At 72.1% G+C, this 17,072-nt stretch carries 14 protein-coding genes; 9 read left to right on the top strand and 5 right to left on the bottom strand.

All coding sequences use genetic code 11. The features are described from left to right. Nucleotides 1-15 precede the first annotated feature (15 nt). From ACQB60_RS37815 to ACQB60_RS37805, 3 genes are all read left to right on the top strand, one after another. On the top strand, nt 16-897 hold the full coding sequence (locus ACQB60_RS37815; protein ID WP_496930625.1) for a DUF2797 domain-containing protein: 882 nt from the start codon (nt 16-18) through the stop codon (nt 895-897). Nucleotides 898-1,009: 112 nt separating this feature from the next. Further along, nucleotides 1,010-1,354 (top strand): antibiotic biosynthesis monooxygenase family protein, encoded by a 345-nt coding sequence (locus ACQB60_RS37810; protein WP_496930624.1) that lies wholly within the window; start codon nt 1,010-1,012, stop codon nt 1,352-1,354. Beyond that, nucleotides 1,341-2,264, top strand: a complete 924-nt coding sequence (locus tag ACQB60_RS37805) for an amidohydrolase family protein (RefSeq protein ID WP_496930623.1) — start codon at nt 1,341-1,343, stop codon at nt 2,262-2,264. Before ACQB60_RS37810 ends, ACQB60_RS37805 begins: the two co-directional genes overlap by 14 nt. Here ACQB60_RS37805 and ACQB60_RS37800 read toward each other — a convergent pair. After that, nucleotides 2,261-3,142 (bottom strand): LLM class F420-dependent oxidoreductase, encoded by an 882-nt coding sequence (locus tag ACQB60_RS37800; RefSeq protein ID WP_496930622.1) that lies wholly within the window; start codon nt 3,140-3,142, stop codon nt 2,261-2,263. The genes ACQB60_RS37805 and ACQB60_RS37800 overlap by 4 nt on opposite strands. A gap of 153 nt (nt 3,143-3,295) precedes the next feature. Here ACQB60_RS37800 and ACQB60_RS37795 point away from each other — a divergent pair, with 153 nt between their 5' ends. From ACQB60_RS37795 to ACQB60_RS37770, 6 genes are all read left to right on the top strand, one after another. Beyond that, nucleotides 3,296-4,051: a response regulator transcription factor gene (locus ACQB60_RS37795; RefSeq protein WP_496930621.1), complete on the top strand. Its 756-nt coding sequence runs from the start codon at nt 3,296-3,298 to the stop codon at nt 4,049-4,051. Further along, nucleotides 4,048-5,619, top strand: coding sequence for a sensor histidine kinase (locus ACQB60_RS37790; protein WP_496930620.1), 1,572 nt, complete (start codon nt 4,048-4,050; stop codon nt 5,617-5,619). Before ACQB60_RS37795 ends, ACQB60_RS37790 begins: the two co-directional genes overlap by 4 nt. Before the next feature lie 25 nt (nt 5,620-5,644). Continuing rightward, complete coding sequence (locus ACQB60_RS37785) at nt 5,645-7,144, top strand: bifunctional glycosyltransferase family 2/GtrA family protein (protein ID WP_496930619.1); 1,500 nt, start codon at nt 5,645-5,647, stop codon at nt 7,142-7,144. Beyond that, the gene (locus ACQB60_RS37780) at nt 7,141-9,297 is read left to right on the top strand and encodes an ArnT family glycosyltransferase (RefSeq protein ID WP_496930618.1); all 2,157 of its coding nucleotides are present in this window, start codon (nt 7,141-7,143) and stop codon (nt 9,295-9,297) included. The genes ACQB60_RS37785 and ACQB60_RS37780 overlap by 4 nt, the downstream gene beginning before the upstream one ends. Before the next feature lie 123 nt (nt 9,298-9,420). Continuing rightward, nucleotides 9,421-10,947, top strand: coding sequence for an MFS transporter (locus ACQB60_RS37775; protein ID WP_496930617.1), 1,527 nt, complete (start codon nt 9,421-9,423; stop codon nt 10,945-10,947). Between the two features lie 186 nt (nt 10,948-11,133). Continuing rightward, nucleotides 11,134-11,991, top strand: coding sequence for a TetR/AcrR family transcriptional regulator (locus tag ACQB60_RS37770; protein WP_496930616.1), 858 nt, complete (start codon nt 11,134-11,136; stop codon nt 11,989-11,991). 47 nt (nt 11,992-12,038) lie between these two features. On the opposite strand, the gene ACQB60_RS37765 is transcribed toward ACQB60_RS37770, so the two are convergent. The 4 genes from ACQB60_RS37765 to ACQB60_RS37750 all read right to left on the bottom strand — a co-directional run bounded on the left by ACQB60_RS37765 (nt 12,039) and on the right by ACQB60_RS37750 (nt 16,743). Further along, on the bottom strand, nt 12,039-12,509 hold the full coding sequence (locus ACQB60_RS37765) for a PPOX class F420-dependent oxidoreductase (RefSeq protein WP_496930615.1): 471 nt from the start codon (nt 12,507-12,509) through the stop codon (nt 12,039-12,041). 192 nt (nt 12,510-12,701) lie between these two features. Next, on the bottom strand, nt 12,702-13,529 hold the full coding sequence (locus ACQB60_RS37760) for a YceI family protein (RefSeq protein ID WP_496930614.1): 828 nt from the start codon (nt 13,527-13,529) through the stop codon (nt 12,702-12,704). A 171-nt stretch (nt 13,530-13,700) separates the two neighbouring features. Continuing rightward, nucleotides 13,701-16,181: an MFS transporter gene (locus tag ACQB60_RS37755; protein ID WP_496930613.1), complete on the bottom strand. Its 2,481-nt coding sequence runs from the start codon at nt 16,179-16,181 to the stop codon at nt 13,701-13,703. Between the two features lie 91 nt (nt 16,182-16,272). Beyond that, the gene (locus ACQB60_RS37750) at nt 16,273-16,743 is read right to left on the bottom strand and encodes a MarR family winged helix-turn-helix transcriptional regulator (protein WP_496930612.1); all 471 of its coding nucleotides are present in this window, start codon (nt 16,741-16,743) and stop codon (nt 16,273-16,275) included. Between the last annotated feature and the right edge of the window lie 329 nt (nt 16,744-17,072).

Below are 17,072 nucleotides of genomic sequence, written 5' to 3'. Positions count from 1 at the left end.
GGAGGAGCGTGCGCGGTGGAGTGGTGGTGTGCGGGGCTCGGGTGGCCGGACGGGCGGCCCGTGCTGCGGTGGGAGCGGGGGGCCGCCCGTGCTGAGGGGCGGGCGAGCTCGCTCGTGTACGGGACGGGGATCGCGTTCCGGGCCGTCGGGGAGCGGGGGTGTGTGGGGGCCCGGGGGAATCCGTGTCCCCACGGCGCCGTCGTCCCCGGTGCGGCCACGCAGGCCCGCTGTCCGGAGTGCGCCCGGCTCGACCGGGCGCACTCCGTCGCCGCCGACACCCTCGCCGACGACCCGCGGACCTACCGGGTGTACCTGGCGTGGTTCGGGGCGGGGCTCGTCAAGGTCGGGATCACCCGGGAGGAGCGGGGTGCGGCGCGCCTCCTGGAGCAGGGCGCCGTCGCCTTCAGCTGGCTCGGGCGCGGGCCGCTGATGGCCGCCCGGCGGACCGAGGAGCTGCTGCGGGCCGCGCTCGGCGTCCCGGACCGGATCCCGTACGCGCAGAAGCGGGCCGTCAGGGCGGCCGTGCTGTCGGGGGCGGGTGGGTTCGCGGGGGAGCTGGTGCGGATGCACGCGCGGGCCGTCGCGCTCGGCGGGTGGCCCGACTCGCTGGAGCGGCTGCCCTGCGAAGTCGTCGATCATGTAAGGGAGTTCGGGATCGACGGGCTGCCGGTGGCCGGGGGCGTCGTGAGCGGGCTGGTGGACGGCGTGGCCGTGGCCGGGAGGCTGGTCGCGGCTGCCGGGCCCGATCTGCACCTGGTGGAGGAGGGCGTGGGCGGGAGAGCGCTCGTGCTCGACACGCGGTTGCTCGTCGGGTGGCGGCTCGGCGGGGCGGCGGGGGCCGTGCGGACGACGGCCGGGGTGCGGGAGGTGCCCGGGGTGCAAGGGGGGCTCTTCTGAGAGGGCCCCTCGTGGCCGATCACCGACCGGATGGTCAAGTCTCCGCGCCCGTACGGCAATGAAGGGCGCCCCAGGGTGGACAGCGCCCCGCGCGGGACCCGAGGCTGAGCTCATGAGTGATCACCCCATAGCTCCTGTCGGACCCTTCGAACCGCCTTACTACGCCGTCGTGTTCACCTCCCTGCGCACCGAGCGGACGGAGGGCTACGCCGAGGCAGCCGCCCGCATGGACGAGCTGGTCAGGGACGTGCCCGGCTTCCTCGGCAGCGACCACGCGCAGACGCCCGGCGGGCTCAGCATCACCGTCAGCTACTTCCGCGACGAAGAGTCGATCAAGGTGTGGCGCGCCAACGCCGAGCACCGCGTGGTGCAGAAGCGGGGGCGGGAGGAGTGGTACGAGACCTATGTCACGCACGTCTCCAAGGTCGAGCGGAGCTATCGCTTTGAGCGCGAGTGAGGCCGTGGAGGGGGCGGCCCCGGAAGGGGAGGCCGAGCGCGTACGGGCCTTCTGGGAGCGGCTCGGGCTGCCGGGGATCATCGACGTGCACACGCACTTCATGCCCGAGCGCGTCCTCGCGAAGGTGTGGGAGTACTTCGACTCCGCCGGGCCCCTGACCCGGCTGGAGTGGCCGATCACGTACCGGCACGAGGAGACGCAAAGGCTGCGACTGCTGCGGGAGTTCGGGGTCACCGCCTTCACCGCGATGCTCTATCCGCACAAGCCCGGCATGGCCGCGTGGCTGAACGGCTGGGCCGTCGACTTCGCCCGCCGCACGCCCGACTGTCTGCACACCGCGACCCTCTTCCCCGAGGAGGGAGTCGAGGGCTATGTGCGCGCGGCCGTCGACGCCGGGGCGCGGGTGTTCAAGGCGCATGTGCAGGTGGGGGCGTACGACCCGGGGGACCCGCTGCTCGACCCCGTGTGGGGGCTGCTCGCGGAGGCCGGGATCCCCGTCGTCATGCACTGCGGGTCGGGGCCCGTGCCCGGCAAGCACACCGGGCCCGAGCCGGTCGGGCGGGTGCTCGCGCGCCATCCCCGGCTGCGGATCGTCGTCGCGCACATGGGGATGTCGGAGTACGCCGACTTCCTCGACCTCGCCGAGCGGTATGAGGAGGTGCGGCTCGACACGACGATGGCGTTCACCGACTTCGTCGAGCGCTTCACGCCGTTCCCGCGCGCCGAGCTGCCGCGGCTCGCCGCCCTGGGCGAGCGGGTGCTCCTCGGCACCGACTTCCCCAACATCCCCTATCCGTACGTCCACCAGCTCCAGGCCCTGGAGCGCCTGGAGCTGGGTGACGACTGGCTGCGGAGGGTCTGCTACGGGAACGCGGCCCGGCTCTTCGGGCTCGGTGAGGGCACCCGCTAGAGGGGCAGTGCCTCTGCCAGGGCCCGCCACTGGGGCAGCGGCAGGTCCGTGCGCGGGTCCGCTGTCACCACCTGGACCGCGAGGTGGTCCGCGCCCGCGGCCAGGAACTCGTCCGCGCGGGCACGGATCGCCGCCGGGGAGCCGAGGGCGAAGACCGCGTCGATGAGCCGGTCGCTGCCGCCGTCCTTGAAGTCGTCCTCGACGAAGCCGAGGCGCAGGAAGTTGTTGGTGTAGTTGGGCAGCGGCAGGTAGTACGAGAGGTAGGTGCGGGCCAGCGCGCGGGCCGCCGTCACGTCCTCGTCCACGACGACCTTCAACTCCGGCGCCAGCAGGGCCTCTTCGCCGAGCGCCGCGCGGGCCTTCGCGGTGTGCTCGGGCGTCACCAGGTAGGGGTGGGCACCGGCGGCGCGGGTCCGGGAGAGCTCCAGCATCTTCGGGCCGAGGGCGGCGAGCACGCGGCGCTCCGCGGGGACCGGGGCGGGGGCGGCGTCCAGGGCCGACAGATACTCCTTCATCGCCGAGTACGGCTTGGCGTACTGCGGCGCGAGCGCGTCGTGGCTGACCCCGAGGCCGAGCACGAAGCGGCCCGGGTGCGCCGCCTCGAAGTCCGCGAGGCGGGCCGCCACCGACTCCGCGGAGTGCTGCCAGATGGAGAGGATGCCGGTCGCGACCGTGATCCGGCCGGTGGCGTCGAGGAGCGGCGCCACGTCGTCGAGTGCCGGGCTGCCGCCCACCCAGAGCGCGCCGTAGCCGAGCTCGTCCAACTCGGCCGCCGCTTCGGTGACGTGGTCCTTTCGTGCCGGGTCGCCCGCCTTGAAGGCGCTGCTCCACAGGCCGATGCGGCCCACTGCCGTACGCGCGTGATTCGGGGTCGTCATGATCGGGATGAACCGGGGGGATGCACTGCCTATTCCCGGAGGGGTGCGCCGCCGCTTCCGCTTCGCCTTCCCCAAGGGAGCCGGGCCCGGTTCTCAGGAAATTCACAGACTGGGGAAAGCTCCCTCTCACGGGCGCCGCACAGGCTGTCCGCCATGACCACCACCTCGCGCCAGGGGCGCACCGAACTGCTCAGGCCGGACGGGAGCCCCGTCCGCGTGCTCGTCGTGGACGACGAGGAGTCGCTGACCGAGCTGCTGTCCATGGCCCTGCGCTACGAGGGCTGGCAGATCCGCAGCGCCGGGGACGGCGCGGGCGCCGTGCGGGCCGCCCGGTCCTTCCGGCCCGACGCCGTGGTGCTCGACATGATGCTGCCCGACATGGACGGCCTCTCCGTCCTCGGCCGGGTGCGGCGCGAGCTGCCCGACGTGCCCGTGCTCTTCCTCACCGCGAAGGACGCCGTGGAGGACCGGATCGCGGGGCTCACCGCGGGCGGCGACGACTACGTCACCAAGCCCTTCAGCCTGGAGGAGGTCGTGGCCCGGCTGCGCGGCCTCATCCGGCGCGCCGGCGCCGCCGACCGCACGTCCGAGTCCGTGCTCGCCGTGGGCGACCTGACTCTCGACGAGGACAGCCACGAGGTGACCCGCGGCGGCGACTCCATCCACCTGACGGCCACCGAGTTCGAGCTGCTCCGCTATCTGATGCGCAACCCGCGCCGGGTGCTCAGCAAGGCGCAGATCCTCGACCGGGTGTGGAGCTACGACTTCGGCGGCCAGGCCAACGTCGTCGAGCTCTACATCTCGTATCTGCGCAGGAAGATCGACGCGGGCCGGGAGCCGATGATCCACACGCGGCGCGGCGCCGGGTATCTGCTGAAGCCCGCGCCCGCGGCCGTCGCGGCGGTGTGAAGCGGCGGCGGGGGCCGCGCACCCTGCGCACCCGGCTCGTCATCGCCGCGGTCGGCCTGATCGCGGTGATCTGCGCGGTCATCGGCACCGTCACCACGATCGCCCTGCACACCTATCTGTACGCGCAGTTGGACAAGCAGGTGCACGAGGTCGTCGGGATGGCCGACGGCGGCCACCTGCTGCCCGGCCCCGGCAGCAACGAGCCGCTCCGGTTCCTCGCCGGGCCCGGCAACAAGAACACCGTGGGCGCCGTGCTCGACACCGCGGACGGCACCGTCCGCGAAGCCGCCAGGAGCGACCGCGACAGCACCACCCGCACCTCCGATCTGACCGAGGCCCAGGCCACCGCCCTCGCCTCCGTCCCCCGCGACGGCACCGAGCACTCCGTGCACCTGCCCGGACTCGGCGACTACCGCGTCGGCGCCAAGCCCGGCGGGACCATCGTGGTCGGCCTCCCCGAGACCGAGGTCCGAGGCACCCTCTCCACCCTGATCTGGGTGGAGGTCAGCGTCACCGCGGCCGGACTCGTCGCCGCCTCGCTCGCGGGCGCCGCCATGGTCGGCGTCGCCCTGCGCCCGCTGCGCCGCGTCGCCGCCACCGCGACCCGCGTCTCCGAACTCCCCCTGCACAGCGGCGAGGTGACCCTCCACGAGCGCGTCCCCGAGTCCGAGGCCGACCCGCACACCGAGGTCGGCCAGGTCGGCGCCGCCCTCAACCGGATGCTCGACCACGTCCACGGGGCGCTGCACGCACGGCAGTCGAGCGAGACCCGGGTGCGGCAGTTCGTCGCCGACGCCAGCCATGAGCTGCGCACGCCGCTCGCCTCCATACGGGGCTACGCCGAGCTCACCCGGCGCGGCCACGAGCGCGGCCACGAGGAGGCCGGGCCCGACACCCGGCACGCCCTCGGCCGCATCGAGTCCGAGGCGCACCGCATGACCGGCCTGGTCGAGGACCTGCTGCTGCTCGCCCGGATCGACGCCGGGCGCCCCCTGTCGTACGCGGACACCGACCTCTCCCCGCTCGTCGTGGACGCCGTCAGCGACGCCCGCGCGGCCGGGCCCGGCCACACCTGGCGGCTCGACGTGCCCGCCGACCCGGTGCCGGTGCGCGCCGACGCCGCCCGGCTCCACCAGGTCCTGGTGAACCTCCTCGCCAACGCCCGCACCCACACCCCGCCCGGCACCACCGTGACCGCCCGCGTGCACATCGAAGGGCCGTGGGCGCGGCTCGACGTCGAGGACGACGGGCCCGGGATCCCGGCGGAGCTGCGGCCGCACGTCTTCGAGCGGTTCGCGCGCGGCGACACCTCGCGCTCCCGCGCCCATGGCTCCACGGGGCTCGGCCTCGCCATCGTGCGCGCGGTGACCGACGCGCACGGCGGCACGGTGACGGTGGAGAGCGCGCCGGGCCGGACCGTGTTCACGGTGCGGCTGCCCCTGTTGACCGTACGACTGCCCCTGAACCCGTCCCCGGCGCCGTCCTCGCAGCCGCCCCTGAACCCGTCCCTGAACCCGCCCCCGGCGCCGTACTCACAGCCGCACCACAGCCTCACCACACAGCTCTGACAGAGCAGTTGGCGAGGTTCGTGGCATGCGAACCGACTCCCTCCCGGCCGGCTCCCTTCCGGCGGCCCTGCCCGCCCGGGAGCACCTGCCCGCGGCCTCGCCCGCCGCACCGGGACCGGCACGGCCGCCGCTCCTCGACGTGGTCGTCCCCGTCCACAACGAGGAGCGCGACCTCGGGCCGTGCGTGACCCGGCTGCGCCGGCACCTCGAGAGCACCTTCCCCTACTCGTTCCGCATCACGGTCGCCGACAACGCGTCCACCGACTCGACTCCCCGGGTCGCGAAGGAACTTGAGGCCGACAGCCCGCAGGTCCGCTACGTCCGCCTGGAGCAGAAGGGACGCGGGCGGGCCCTGCGCACCGTCTGGGCGGCGTCCGACGCGCCCGTCCTCGCGTACATGGACGTCGATCTCTCCACCGGCCTCAACGCCCTGCTCCCCCTGGTCGCCCCGCTGATCTCCGGCCACTCCGACCTGGCGATCGGCTCCCGGCTCGCGCGCAGCTCGCGCGTGGTGCGCGGCCCCAAGCGGGAGTTCATCTCGCGGGCGTACAACCTCATCCTGCGCGGCTCGCTCCAGGCCCGCTTCTCCGACGCCCAGTGCGGGTTCAAGGCGATCCGGCGGGACGTCGCGCAGGCGCTGCTTCCGCTCGTCGAGGACACCGGGTGGTTCTTCGACACCGAGATGCTGGTGGTCGCCGAGCGCGCGGGCCTGCGCATCCACGAGGTGCCGGTCGACTGGGTCGACGACCCCGACTCCACCGTCCACCTCGTCAGGACCGCCACGGACGACCTCAGGGGCGTCTGGCGGGTGGGCCGCGCCCTCGCCGTCGGCGCGCTGCCCCTCGACCGGCTCGCCCGCCCCTTCGGCGACGACCCGCGCGACCGCCAACTCGCCGGTGTACCAAGGGGTTTGGCGCGGCAGCTGGTCGGCTTCTGCGCCGTGGGCGCGCTGTCGACCCTCGCCTACCTCCTCCTCTATTCCGCCTTCCGTACGTTCACGGGCTCGCAGCTCGCGAACGCGCTGGCCCTCCTGGTCTCCGCCGTCGCCAACACGGCGGCCAACCGGCGCCTCACCTTCGGGGTGCGCGGCCGCGACCGGGCCGTCCGCCACCAGGCGCAGGGCCTCGTGGTCTTCGCCATCGGCCTGGCCCTGACCAGCGGCTCCCTGGCCGCACTCGACACGGCCGCCGCCGACCCGGCGCACTCCACGGAGCTCGCGGTCCTGATCGCGGCGAACCTCGCCGCGACGGTGCTCAGATTCCTGCTGCTGCGGGCCTGGGTCTTCCCGGACCAGCGGACGGCGGACGACCAGCGGGCCGCGTGCGACCAGCGGGCCGGGGACAGCCAGCGGGCCGGGGACGGCCAGCAGACGGCGTGCGACCGGCAGCCCTCGCACGACTGGCAGTCCCCGCACGACTGGCAGTCCCCGCACGACCAGCAGCCCCCACGCGACACGGACCGCACGGACCGCACGAACCACATGAACCACACGAACCACCCCCACGACCCGAGGACCCCCCGATGACCACGGCCCATCCCGCCCCACCGCCCACGGCGCCACCCGCGCCCCCCTTCGCCGACCGCGGTCACCGGCGCGCGGGCGACGTCGCCCACCGGCTGTGGCGCGGCCGCACGGAGGACGCGCGCTGGGTGCGCCCGGCCTTCCTCGGCCTGCTCCTCGTCACCGCCGTGCTCTACCTCTGGAACCTCAGCGCGTCCGGCTACGCCAACTCCTTCTACTCCGCGGCCGTCCAGGCGGGCAGCCAGAGCTGGAAGGCGCTCTTCTTCGGCTCGCTCGACGCGGGCAACGCCATCACCGTCGACAAGCCCCCGGCCTCCCTGTGGCCGATGGCCCTGTCCGTACGGCTCTTCGGCCTCAACTCATGGGCGGTCCTCGTCCCGCAGGTGCTGATGGGCGTGGCCACGGTCGGCGTCCTGTACGCGGCCGTGCGGCGCCGCTTCAGCGCCACCGCGGGACTCCTCGCGGGCGCGGTGCTCGCGCTGACGCCGGTGGCCGCGCTGATGTTCCGCTTCAACAACCCGGACGCGCTGCTCGCCCTGCTCATGACCGTCACGGTCTACTGCGTGCTGCGCGCCCTGGAACACGGCCGCACCAAGTGGCTGGTGTGGGCGGGCGTCGCGGTCGGCCTCGCCTTCCTGACCAAGACGCTCCAGGCGTTCCTGATCCTGCCGCCGCTCGCCGTCCTGTACGCGGCGTGCGCACCCGTCCGGCCGCGCAAGCGTTTCGGTCAACTCGCCCTCTCCACCGGGGCGATGATCGCGTCCGGCGGCTGGTGGGTCGCGATCGTGGAGCTGTGGCCCGCGTCCTCGCGTCCGTACATCGGCGGCTCGCAGAACAACTCCTTCCTTGAGCTGACCTTCGGCTACAACGGCCTCGGCCGCATCAACGGCGACGAGGCGGGAAGCGTCGGCGGGGGCGGCGGCCGTGGTCCCGGTGGTGGCGGCGGTGGTGGTGGCGGTGGTGGTGGCGGTGGCGGTCAGTGGGGCGAGACCGGCCTCGGCCGGATGTTCAACTCCGAGGTCGGCAGCCAGATTTCCTGGCTGCTGCCCGCCGCCCTGATCCTGCTCGTGGCCGGACTCGTCCTCACCTGGAAGGCCAAGAGGACGGACACGGCCCGCGCCGCGTTCCTCGCCTGGGGCTCCGCGCTGCTGATGACCGCCGGGGTCTTCAGCTTCATGGCGGGCATCTTCCACCAGTACTACACGGTGGCCCTCGCCCCCTACCTGGCCGCCCTCATCGGCATGGGCGCCACGGTCCTGTGGGAGGAGCGCGCCAAGTGGTGGGCGGGCGCCACGCTCGGCGTGACCGTCGCGGTCACCGCGTGGTGGGGCCACACGCTGCTCGACCGGACCCCGGACTACCTGCCGTGGCTGCGCTGGGCGGTCCTGGTGGGCGGTCTGGCGGGCGCGCTCGCCCTCGCCTTCGTGGGCCGGATGAGCCGCCGACTGGCCGTGGGAGCCGTGGTGGTGGGCGCGGCGGCGTCGCTGGCGGGCCCGACGGCGTACACGCTGTCGACGCTGGACTCCGCGCACACGGGGTCGATCGTGACGGCGGGGCCTTCGGGGGTGGGGATGGGCTTTCCCGGGGGCGGCAAGAGGATCTTCGGGGACGGCAAGGGGTTCCCGGGCGGGGGCAAGGGGTTCCCCGGGGGCGGGAACGGCGGGCCCGGTGGCGGGATGAAGGGTGGGACGCAGATGCAGCCGCCCGGCCGGCAGGGCGGTGCCCCGCCCGGGGGAGGCCCCACGGGGGGCGGCCCCATGGGTGAACGCGGCGTCCGAGGCGGCGGCATGGGCGGCCTCCTCAATGGCGCCCAGGTCGGCGCCAAGGCCAAGAAGCTCCTGGTGGCGAACGCCGACGACTACACCTGGGCCGCCGCGACCATCGGCTCCCAGAACAGCGCCAGCTACCAACTCGCCACCGGGAAGCCGGTGATGGCGATCGGCGGCTTCAACGGCAGTGACCCCTCGCCGACGCTCGCCCAGTTCAAGGAGTACGTGAGGGAGGGAAAGATCCACTACTTCATCGGCGGCCAGTCGGGCGGCCCCGGCGGCAACAGCGGCACGGCCTCGAAGATCACCTCCTGGGTGACGTCCCACTACAAGAAGGTCACCGTCGGCAGCGCCACCTTCTACGACCTGACGCAGCCGAGGAGTTAGCCCCCCTGCGGGGCTTCAGAGGTCGGCCACCGAGAGCACCGGGAGGAAATCCCTTTACACCGTACAAGAGTCTCCTCTACGGTGTACGTCGCCCACCTGACGTACACCGTAGAAGGAGCCTGAATGACGGCAACGACTGCCGAGACCCACGAGCCCGCCGCCCCCGACGGCGGCGGCCACCCGCAGCGCTGGCTGATCCTCGGCGTCATCTGCCTCGCCCAGCTCACCGTGCTGCTCGACAACACCGTCCTGAACGTGGCGATCCCGTCCCTCACCGAGGAGTTGGACGCGTCCACGGCGGACATCCAGTGGATGATCAACGCCTACTCGCTGGTCCAGTCCGGACTCCTGCTCACCGCGGGCAGCTCGGCCGACCGCTACGGGCGCAAGAAGATGCTGATCGCGGGCCTCGCCCTGTTCGGGATCGGCTCGCTCGTCGCGGGCCTCGCGCAGAGCTCGGGCCAGCTCATCGCGGCGCGGGCCGGCATGGGCATCGGCGGCGCGCTGCTCCTCACCACGACGCTCGCCGTCGTGATGCAGATCTTCAGCGACGCGGAGCGGGTCAAGGCCATCGCGATGTGGTCGACCGTCAGCTCCCTCGGCTTCGCCGCGGGCCCGCTGCTCGGCGGGGTCATGCTGAACCACTTCTGGTGGGGCGCGATCTTCCTGGTCAACATCCCGGTGGCGCTCCTCGCGCTCGCCGCCGTGATCAAGATGGTCCCGGAATCCAAGAACCCCACAGGCGACCGCCCCGACCTGCTCGGCGCACTGCTCTCCACGATCGGCATGGCCGCGGTCGTGTTCGCGATCATCTCCGGTCCCCGGGAGGGCTGGACATCGGGCCAGGTGCTCGGCTCGGCGGCGGTCGGCGCCGCGGTCCTCGCGGCCTTCGTCCTGTGGGAGCTGCGCATCCCGTACCCGATGCTGGACATGCACTTCTTCCGCAACCGCCCCTTCATCGGAGCCGTCGCGGGCGCGATCCTGGTCGCCTTCGGCATGGGCGGCTCGCTCTTCCTGCTCACCCAGCACCTGCAGTTCGTGATGGGGTACGAGCCCTTGGAGGCGGGCCTGCGCACGGCGCCGCTCGCGGTGTCGGTGGTCGCCCTCAACCTGCTCGGGATCGGCGCGCGCCTGCACAAGAAGCTGGGCACACCGGTCACGATCCTGTGCGGCATGAGCCTGCTCGCGGGCGGCCTGGCGCTGGTCGCCCTGCTCGGCGGCGGGACGGACGGCGGCTACGGCGGGATGCTGGCGGGCCTGATCGTGATGGGCTCGGGCATCTCCCTCGCCATGCCCGCGATGGCCAACGCCATCATGAGCGCGATCCCGCCGGAGAAGGCGGGCGTGGGCGCGGGGGTCAACGGCACGCTGGCCGAGTTCGGCCACGGACTCGGGGTAGCAGTCCTGGGTGCGGTTCTCAACTCCCGTTTCGCGGCCCTCGTCTCGGTCTCCGCGGCCTCCCTGCCCGCGGCGCTGGCGGCCGCCGAGTCGGAGACCGAGCGGGCGAAGATCGCAGACGCGTTCGCCTCGGGGCTCGAGACCAGCCAGCTGGTGGGGGCCGTCGCGGTGTTCCTCGGAGGCGTGGTGGCGGCCGCGTTGCTGAAGAGGGCGGAGAGGGCAGACTCACCGGTGACATCGGCACAGCCGTAGGGCCCGCATAGCATCGAGGTGGGCGGACGGCTGGATTCCGCTCCGCCCACCGGCCCACTCACCCTCCGTAGGAAGTGACCCCGTCTCTGCCCCGTCCCCGGCTCTGCCCCTGCCTCCGTCTCTGCCCCTGTCCCTGTCCCTGTCCCTGTGTCCCTATCTCTGTCGAATCTCTCTGGAAGGTGCGCCATGGTGAAGGCAGCCGACCGCGCGAAGCGCCCGGCGCGGACGAGCGTCTGGCTGGAGGGGAAGGCCGCCGCGCGCGGCGGGGGCGGCGGCCGCAGGTCCGACCAGCCCTCGGGCCTGGACCGTGACCGCATCACCGAGACCACGGTCCGGCTCCTGGACGCGGAGGGCCTCGCCAAGTTCTCCATGCGCCGCCTCGCCGCGGAGCTGAACGTGACGGCGATGTCCGTCTATTGGTACGTGGACACCAAGGACGACCTCCTGGAGCTGGCCCTCGACGCGGTCTTCGGCGAGCTCAACCTGCCCGAGGCGGACGCGAACGCGGACGCGGGCCAGGACCCGGACCCGTACCCGGACTCGGAGACGAAGGCGGACACGAAGGCGGACACGAAGGCGGACTGGCGCGACCAGCTCCGCGAACTGGCCGCCGAGTACCGGAAGTTGCTGGTCCGGCACGCCTGGGTGTCACCGCTCGTCGGAACCTTCCTCAACATCGGCCCGAACTCGATGAGGTTCTCCCTGACGGTGCAGCGCGCCGTGAAGAACACGGGTCTACCCCCGCACGAACAGATGGGCGCGCTCTCGGCCGTCTTCCAGTTCGTCTACGGCTTCGGCACGATCGAGGGCCACTTCGTGCAGCGCTGCGCCTCGGCGGGGATGACCCAGGACGAGTACTTCCAGCAGGCCATGGGCACGGTCAAGGCGGAGCCCCGGTTCGCCGAGATGGTGGAGAGCTCGACGGAGCTGATGGACGCGCGGGGCGGCGACACGGTCGAGGAGATGCGCGAGCGCGACTTCCGCATCGCGCTCGACCTGATGGTGGCGGGCATCGAGGCGATGCTGGCACGCACGCGTTCGTAGAGCCGTCGAACTCCCGTCTCCGTCGGCGCTCCGGGACCGGCCCGCGCTCAGTCCTCCGAGGCCGGCCGGGCCGGAAACCCTCCGGTGGCGACGGGTCCCCACCGCTCCGGGGTGACCCGGATGATGGACTTGCCCTGCTTGAGCATGGCGGCCCGATATTCGTCCCAGTCGGGGTGCTCCCCGGAGATGTTGCGGAAGTACTCGACGAGCGGCTCCACCGAGTCGGGTGCGTCGATGACTTCGGCGGTGCCGTCGACCTGGACCCACGGACCGTTCCACTCGTCCGACAGGACAAGCACGCTGACGCGCGGATTCCGCTTGGCGTTGCGGGTCTTGGCCCGCTCCGGGTAGGTGGAGACGACGATCCGGCCCGCGTCGTCGACCCCGCAGGTCAGCGGGGAGCCCTGCGGGGTGCCGTCCGCCCGCGCGGTCAGCAGGATCGCGCGGTGCCGGGGGCGGACGAAGTCGAGCAACTCATCGAGGGACACAGGGGTGTTGGTCGCGATGCTGGGTGCCATGTCCGGCACCCTACGGCCGCCGGGCCCGCCCGCGACCGAGGCAGGCGGACCCCTTCGTACATACGCCTGCCAGTACCCCCTTCACAGGGCCCCTCCACTGGTCCCTCCCCGAGGCGCTCGCCTTCCCCGAGGCGCTCGCCTTCCCCGAGGCGCTCGCCTTCCCCGAGGCGCTCGCCCTCCCCGAGGCACTCGCTACACCTGCGGCAGCGCATCCCCCTGCACGGCCTGGATGTCCAGCTCGACCCTCAGAGTGGTGCCGATCGCCGAGATCCCCGCCTGCACCACCTGGTTGTAGTTCATGGCGAAGTCCTCGCGGCGCAGCTCGGCGGTGGCCCGGAAGGCCGCCCGCGTACCGCCCCACGGGTCCGCGCCCGTCCCCAGGTAGCTGAGGTCCAGGTCGACGGGCCGCACCACACCGTGCATGCCCAGCTCCCCGTGGACCGTCCACCGGTCGGGCCCGGCCGGGGTCAGCCCGCTCGACCGGTACGTGATCTCCGGGTACCGCTCGACGTCCAGGAAGTCGGCCGACTTCAGGTGCCCGTCCCGCATGCCGTTGCCGGTGTCGATGGACCCCGCCCGGATGACCGCCTCGACCCGCGACTTCTCGATGTCCGCGTCGGCCCCGGCGATCTCGATGCGCCCCCCGAACTCCGTGAACCGCCCGTGCACGCTGGTGATCCCCAGGTGCTGCGCGACGGCGCCCACCGTGGAGTGCGCCGGGTCGATGGTCCACGTCCCGGGCGGCGGCAGCTCGGTGCCGCCCTGCCGGGCGAGGACGACCGTGCCGACTTCCGCGCGGCCGCTCGCCGTGACGAGCGCGGTCGAGGCCACGGGCGCGTACCCGACGGCGGTGACGATCACCGTGTACGGCCCGGGAGTCAGCTCCGCCGCATCCCGTACGACACCTTCCTCGTCCGTCGCGGCGCGCAGCACCTGCGCGCCCGTCATGTCCGTGACGGTGACGACGGCGTGCGGCACAGCCCACCCGTCGCGAGTCCGGATCCGCGCAGTGAGTCCCATATCCCCTACTCCAACAAGCTCGAAATAGCCGCATAAAACGGCCTGAAAACAACGACCCCCGGCGGTGGTGACCGGCCGTCCCCTGCCGTCTGTGCCACCACCGACCCGGGGGTCTCTTTCTCCATCACCGGGCGGGGGCGCTCCGCTCAGGGCGCCCCCGCCCGGGGCCGGTCACTCGCCGGGGTGGGCGAGCTCGATGTCGTGGCCGTCGACGCCGCTCCCGGCGACGCTCAGGCCGGTCGCCACCGGCGGGTATCCCGTCGCGATGACGGTGTACTCCCCGCTGTCCAGGTCGGTGAAGGCATACGCCCCGTCCGCCCCGGTCGTGGCGCTGGCGACGACATTGCCCGCCGCGTCCACCAGCGTGACCCGCGCGTCGTTCAGCGGACCGCCCGCCGCCCGCACGGTGCCCTGCACCTGCGCGCCGGCGCTGAGGTCGATCTCGACCCGGGTGACACCGGCGCCGCCGACCTCGACGGGCAGCGCGGTCGGCCGGTGGCCAGGCGCGTTCACGGCAATGGTCACGGTCCCCGGCACCAGCTCGGCGAAGGTGAACTCGCCCTGCTCACCGCTGAGTCCGGTGGCGAGCACGTCCCCGCGCACATCGGTCACGATGACCATGGCGCCGCGCACGGGCAGCTTGCTGTCGGCGGACCGCACGACACCGGTGAGCCCGCTGGTGCCGCTCAGCAGGATGTCGTACGCGAGGGCGTCCTCGCCGACCACGACGGTGGACGCCTGCGGCTGGAACCCGTCGGCGGAGGCGATCAGCACGTAGGACCCCGCACCGGGCGCGTCCACGGCATAGGCCCCGTCGCCCTGCGCGACCGCACGCCCCAACTGCCGTCCCCCGAGGGAGATCAGGGTGACCGCGGCCCGCGGCACGGGCGCGCTCTCGGCGCCGCGCACGAAGCCCCGTACCGGAATCCCGCCACCGGCCGCCTGGACGGGGAGGTCCCCACCCCCGGCGGAGGCGACGGCGGCAAGCCGCTGAGTGGCCTCGGCTCCGCCGTCTCCGGCGGCCGCGACAGTGGCGAGCACCGGCTGATCACCGACAGGAGCAGCAGCGGCGACGGCAGCACCCGAAGCACTCTCAGGAGCCTGCGCACCGCCGTCCGCCGGCGTCGAACCCTCGGCGGCCTGGGCGAGCGCCCCGGAGGTCCGCAGCGGAACTTCCTTGATGAAGAGGGTGATGAGGAAGGCGATGAAGGCCAGCGGCGCCGCGATCAGGAAGACATCGGCGATGCCGTGCCCGTACGCGCTCTCCATCACGATCCGGAACGGCTCCGGCAGCTTGTCCAGGTCGGGTATCGCACCCCCACCGGTGCCACCGTGCCCGAGGGCCGCGCCCTTCGGCCCGAGATCGGCGAGCCCGTCCTTCACGTAGTCGGTGATCCGGGTGGCCATGACGGCACCGAGCGCCGAGACGCCGATGGCACCACCGAGGGACCGGAAGAAGGTGACCACGGAACTGGCGGACCCGAGGTCCTCGGGCGCGACCTGGTTCTGCGTGCAGAGCACGAGGTTCTGCATCATCATGCCGATGCCGAGACCCATCAGGGCCATGTAGATCGCGATGTGCCAGTAGGCGGTGTCGTACCGGATGGTCCCGAGGAGCCCGAGCCCGGCGGTCAGCAGCAGGCCACCGCTGACGAGCCAGCCCTTCCACTTGCCGGTCTTGGTGATGATCTGGCCGGAGACGGTGGAGGAGATGAACAGACCACCGATCATCGGAATCGTCATGACCCCGGACATCGTCGGCGACTTGCCGCGCGCCAGCTGGAAGTACTGGCTGAAGAAGACGGTGCCGGTGAACATCGCGACGCCCACGAAGAGGGAGGCGAGCGACGAGAGGGCGATGGTCCGGTTGCGGAAGAGCCGCAGCGGGATGATCGGCTCACTGGCCTTGGACTCGACGAGGATGAACAGCAGCCCGAGTGCGATCGAGCCGCCCACCATCGTGTACGTCTGCCAGGACAGCCAGTCGTACTTGTCCCCGGCGAAGGTGACCCAGATCAGCAGCAGCGAGACGGCGGCGGAGATGAAGAAGGCACCGCCCCAGTCGACCTTCACTTCCCGCTTCACGACGGGCAGCTTCAGGGTCTTCTGCAGCACGATGAGCGCGATGACCGCGAACGGCACACCGACGTAGAAGCACCAGCGCCACCCCAGCCAGGAGGCGTCGGTGATGACACCACCGAGCAGCGGCCCGCCAACAGTCGCGACGGCGAACGTGGCGCCCAGGTAACCGGAGTAACGCCCGCGCTCACGCGGCGAGATCATCGCGGCCATGACGATCTGCGCAAGCGCAGAAAGCCCGCCCACGCCGATGCCCTGGACGACACGGCAGGCGATGAGCATCCCGGCGTTCTGCGAAAGCCCGGCAACAACAGAGCCCAGCACATAAATGACCAGGGCTATCTGTACGAGGGCCTTCTTGCTGAAGAGGTCGGAGAGCTTGCCCCACAGCGGAGTGGCCGCCGTCATGGAGAGCAGGGCGGCGGTGACGACCCAGGTGTAGGCGGACTGCCCACCTCCCAGATCGCCGATGATCTCAGGCAGGGCATTGGAGACGATCGTGGACGACAGGATCGCGACGAACATGCCGAGCAGCAGCCCGGAGAGCGCCTCCATGATCTGACGATGCGTCATGGGTGCGCTGTCGTCATGCGCTCCGTGCTTGGCGTGGCTGCCCCGCACACCGGATGGTGTGGTCGTGGCCATGGGCTTCCTTTTCTACTGCTTACGCGGGTGTACGGGTGGTGGTACGGGTGGTCTGTGCCGACCGGCAGTCCCCGAAGCTGTCCCGGAGCCGGGCCATCAGAGAGATGAGCATGCCGACCTCGTCGTCGGACCAGTCGCTCAGCCGGTCGGCGAGCAACTGCGTGGAGCGCTCGGAGAGCACCTCCATCTGCCGCTCGCCGGCTTGGGTGAGGCGCAGGATGCGGGAGCGCTTGTCGGCGGGGTCCGGGGACCGTTCGATCCAGCCGCGTTCGGCGACATGGGACACGTGCCGACTGGTCACCGACATATCAACGGCGAGCAGTTCGGCGAGCCGGCTCATCCGCATCTCGCCGTACCGGCTGAGCAGCGTGAGCACGGCGGCGGAACCGGCCGGGCAGTCGTGGGGCAGGATCCGGGCGAGGTCGCGCTTGACGGCACCTACGGCGCTGAGCTGGCGGGCCAGCTCCTCGTACTGACGCTGCGCGGCCACGGCACCTCCTCTGTCTTTGTTGCTTAGGGCAACCATAAAAGCAGTTGGTTGCCGCAGGCAAACTAAAAGAGGACCAAGGACCTAAAGCTCCGGCAAAGCTCTGTCTTTGCACGCCTAAAGCCCCAGGTGAACGCGGCACCGGACACGGGCCTTAGGTCACCCACCCCCTCCACCCCACCCAGAACCCCCGCCCCCACCCCAAGTCACCTCCCCCTGCCGGGGGCTCTTTCCCCAACCCCGCCCCTTCCCGATACGGCGACTCCGTCGCCCCTGGCGCACCCACCCGGGGGCTGCGCCCCCAGCCCCCCATCGGCGCTGAACGCGCCTCG

The organism is Streptomyces odontotermitis (assembly GCF_050510915.1).
In the GTDB taxonomy this organism is placed as follows: domain Bacteria; phylum Actinomycetota; class Actinomycetes; order Streptomycetales; family Streptomycetaceae; genus Streptomyces.
The sequence above is the reverse complement of the archived record's forward strand: the minus strand, read 5'-3'. Positions and strand labels throughout refer to the sequence as shown.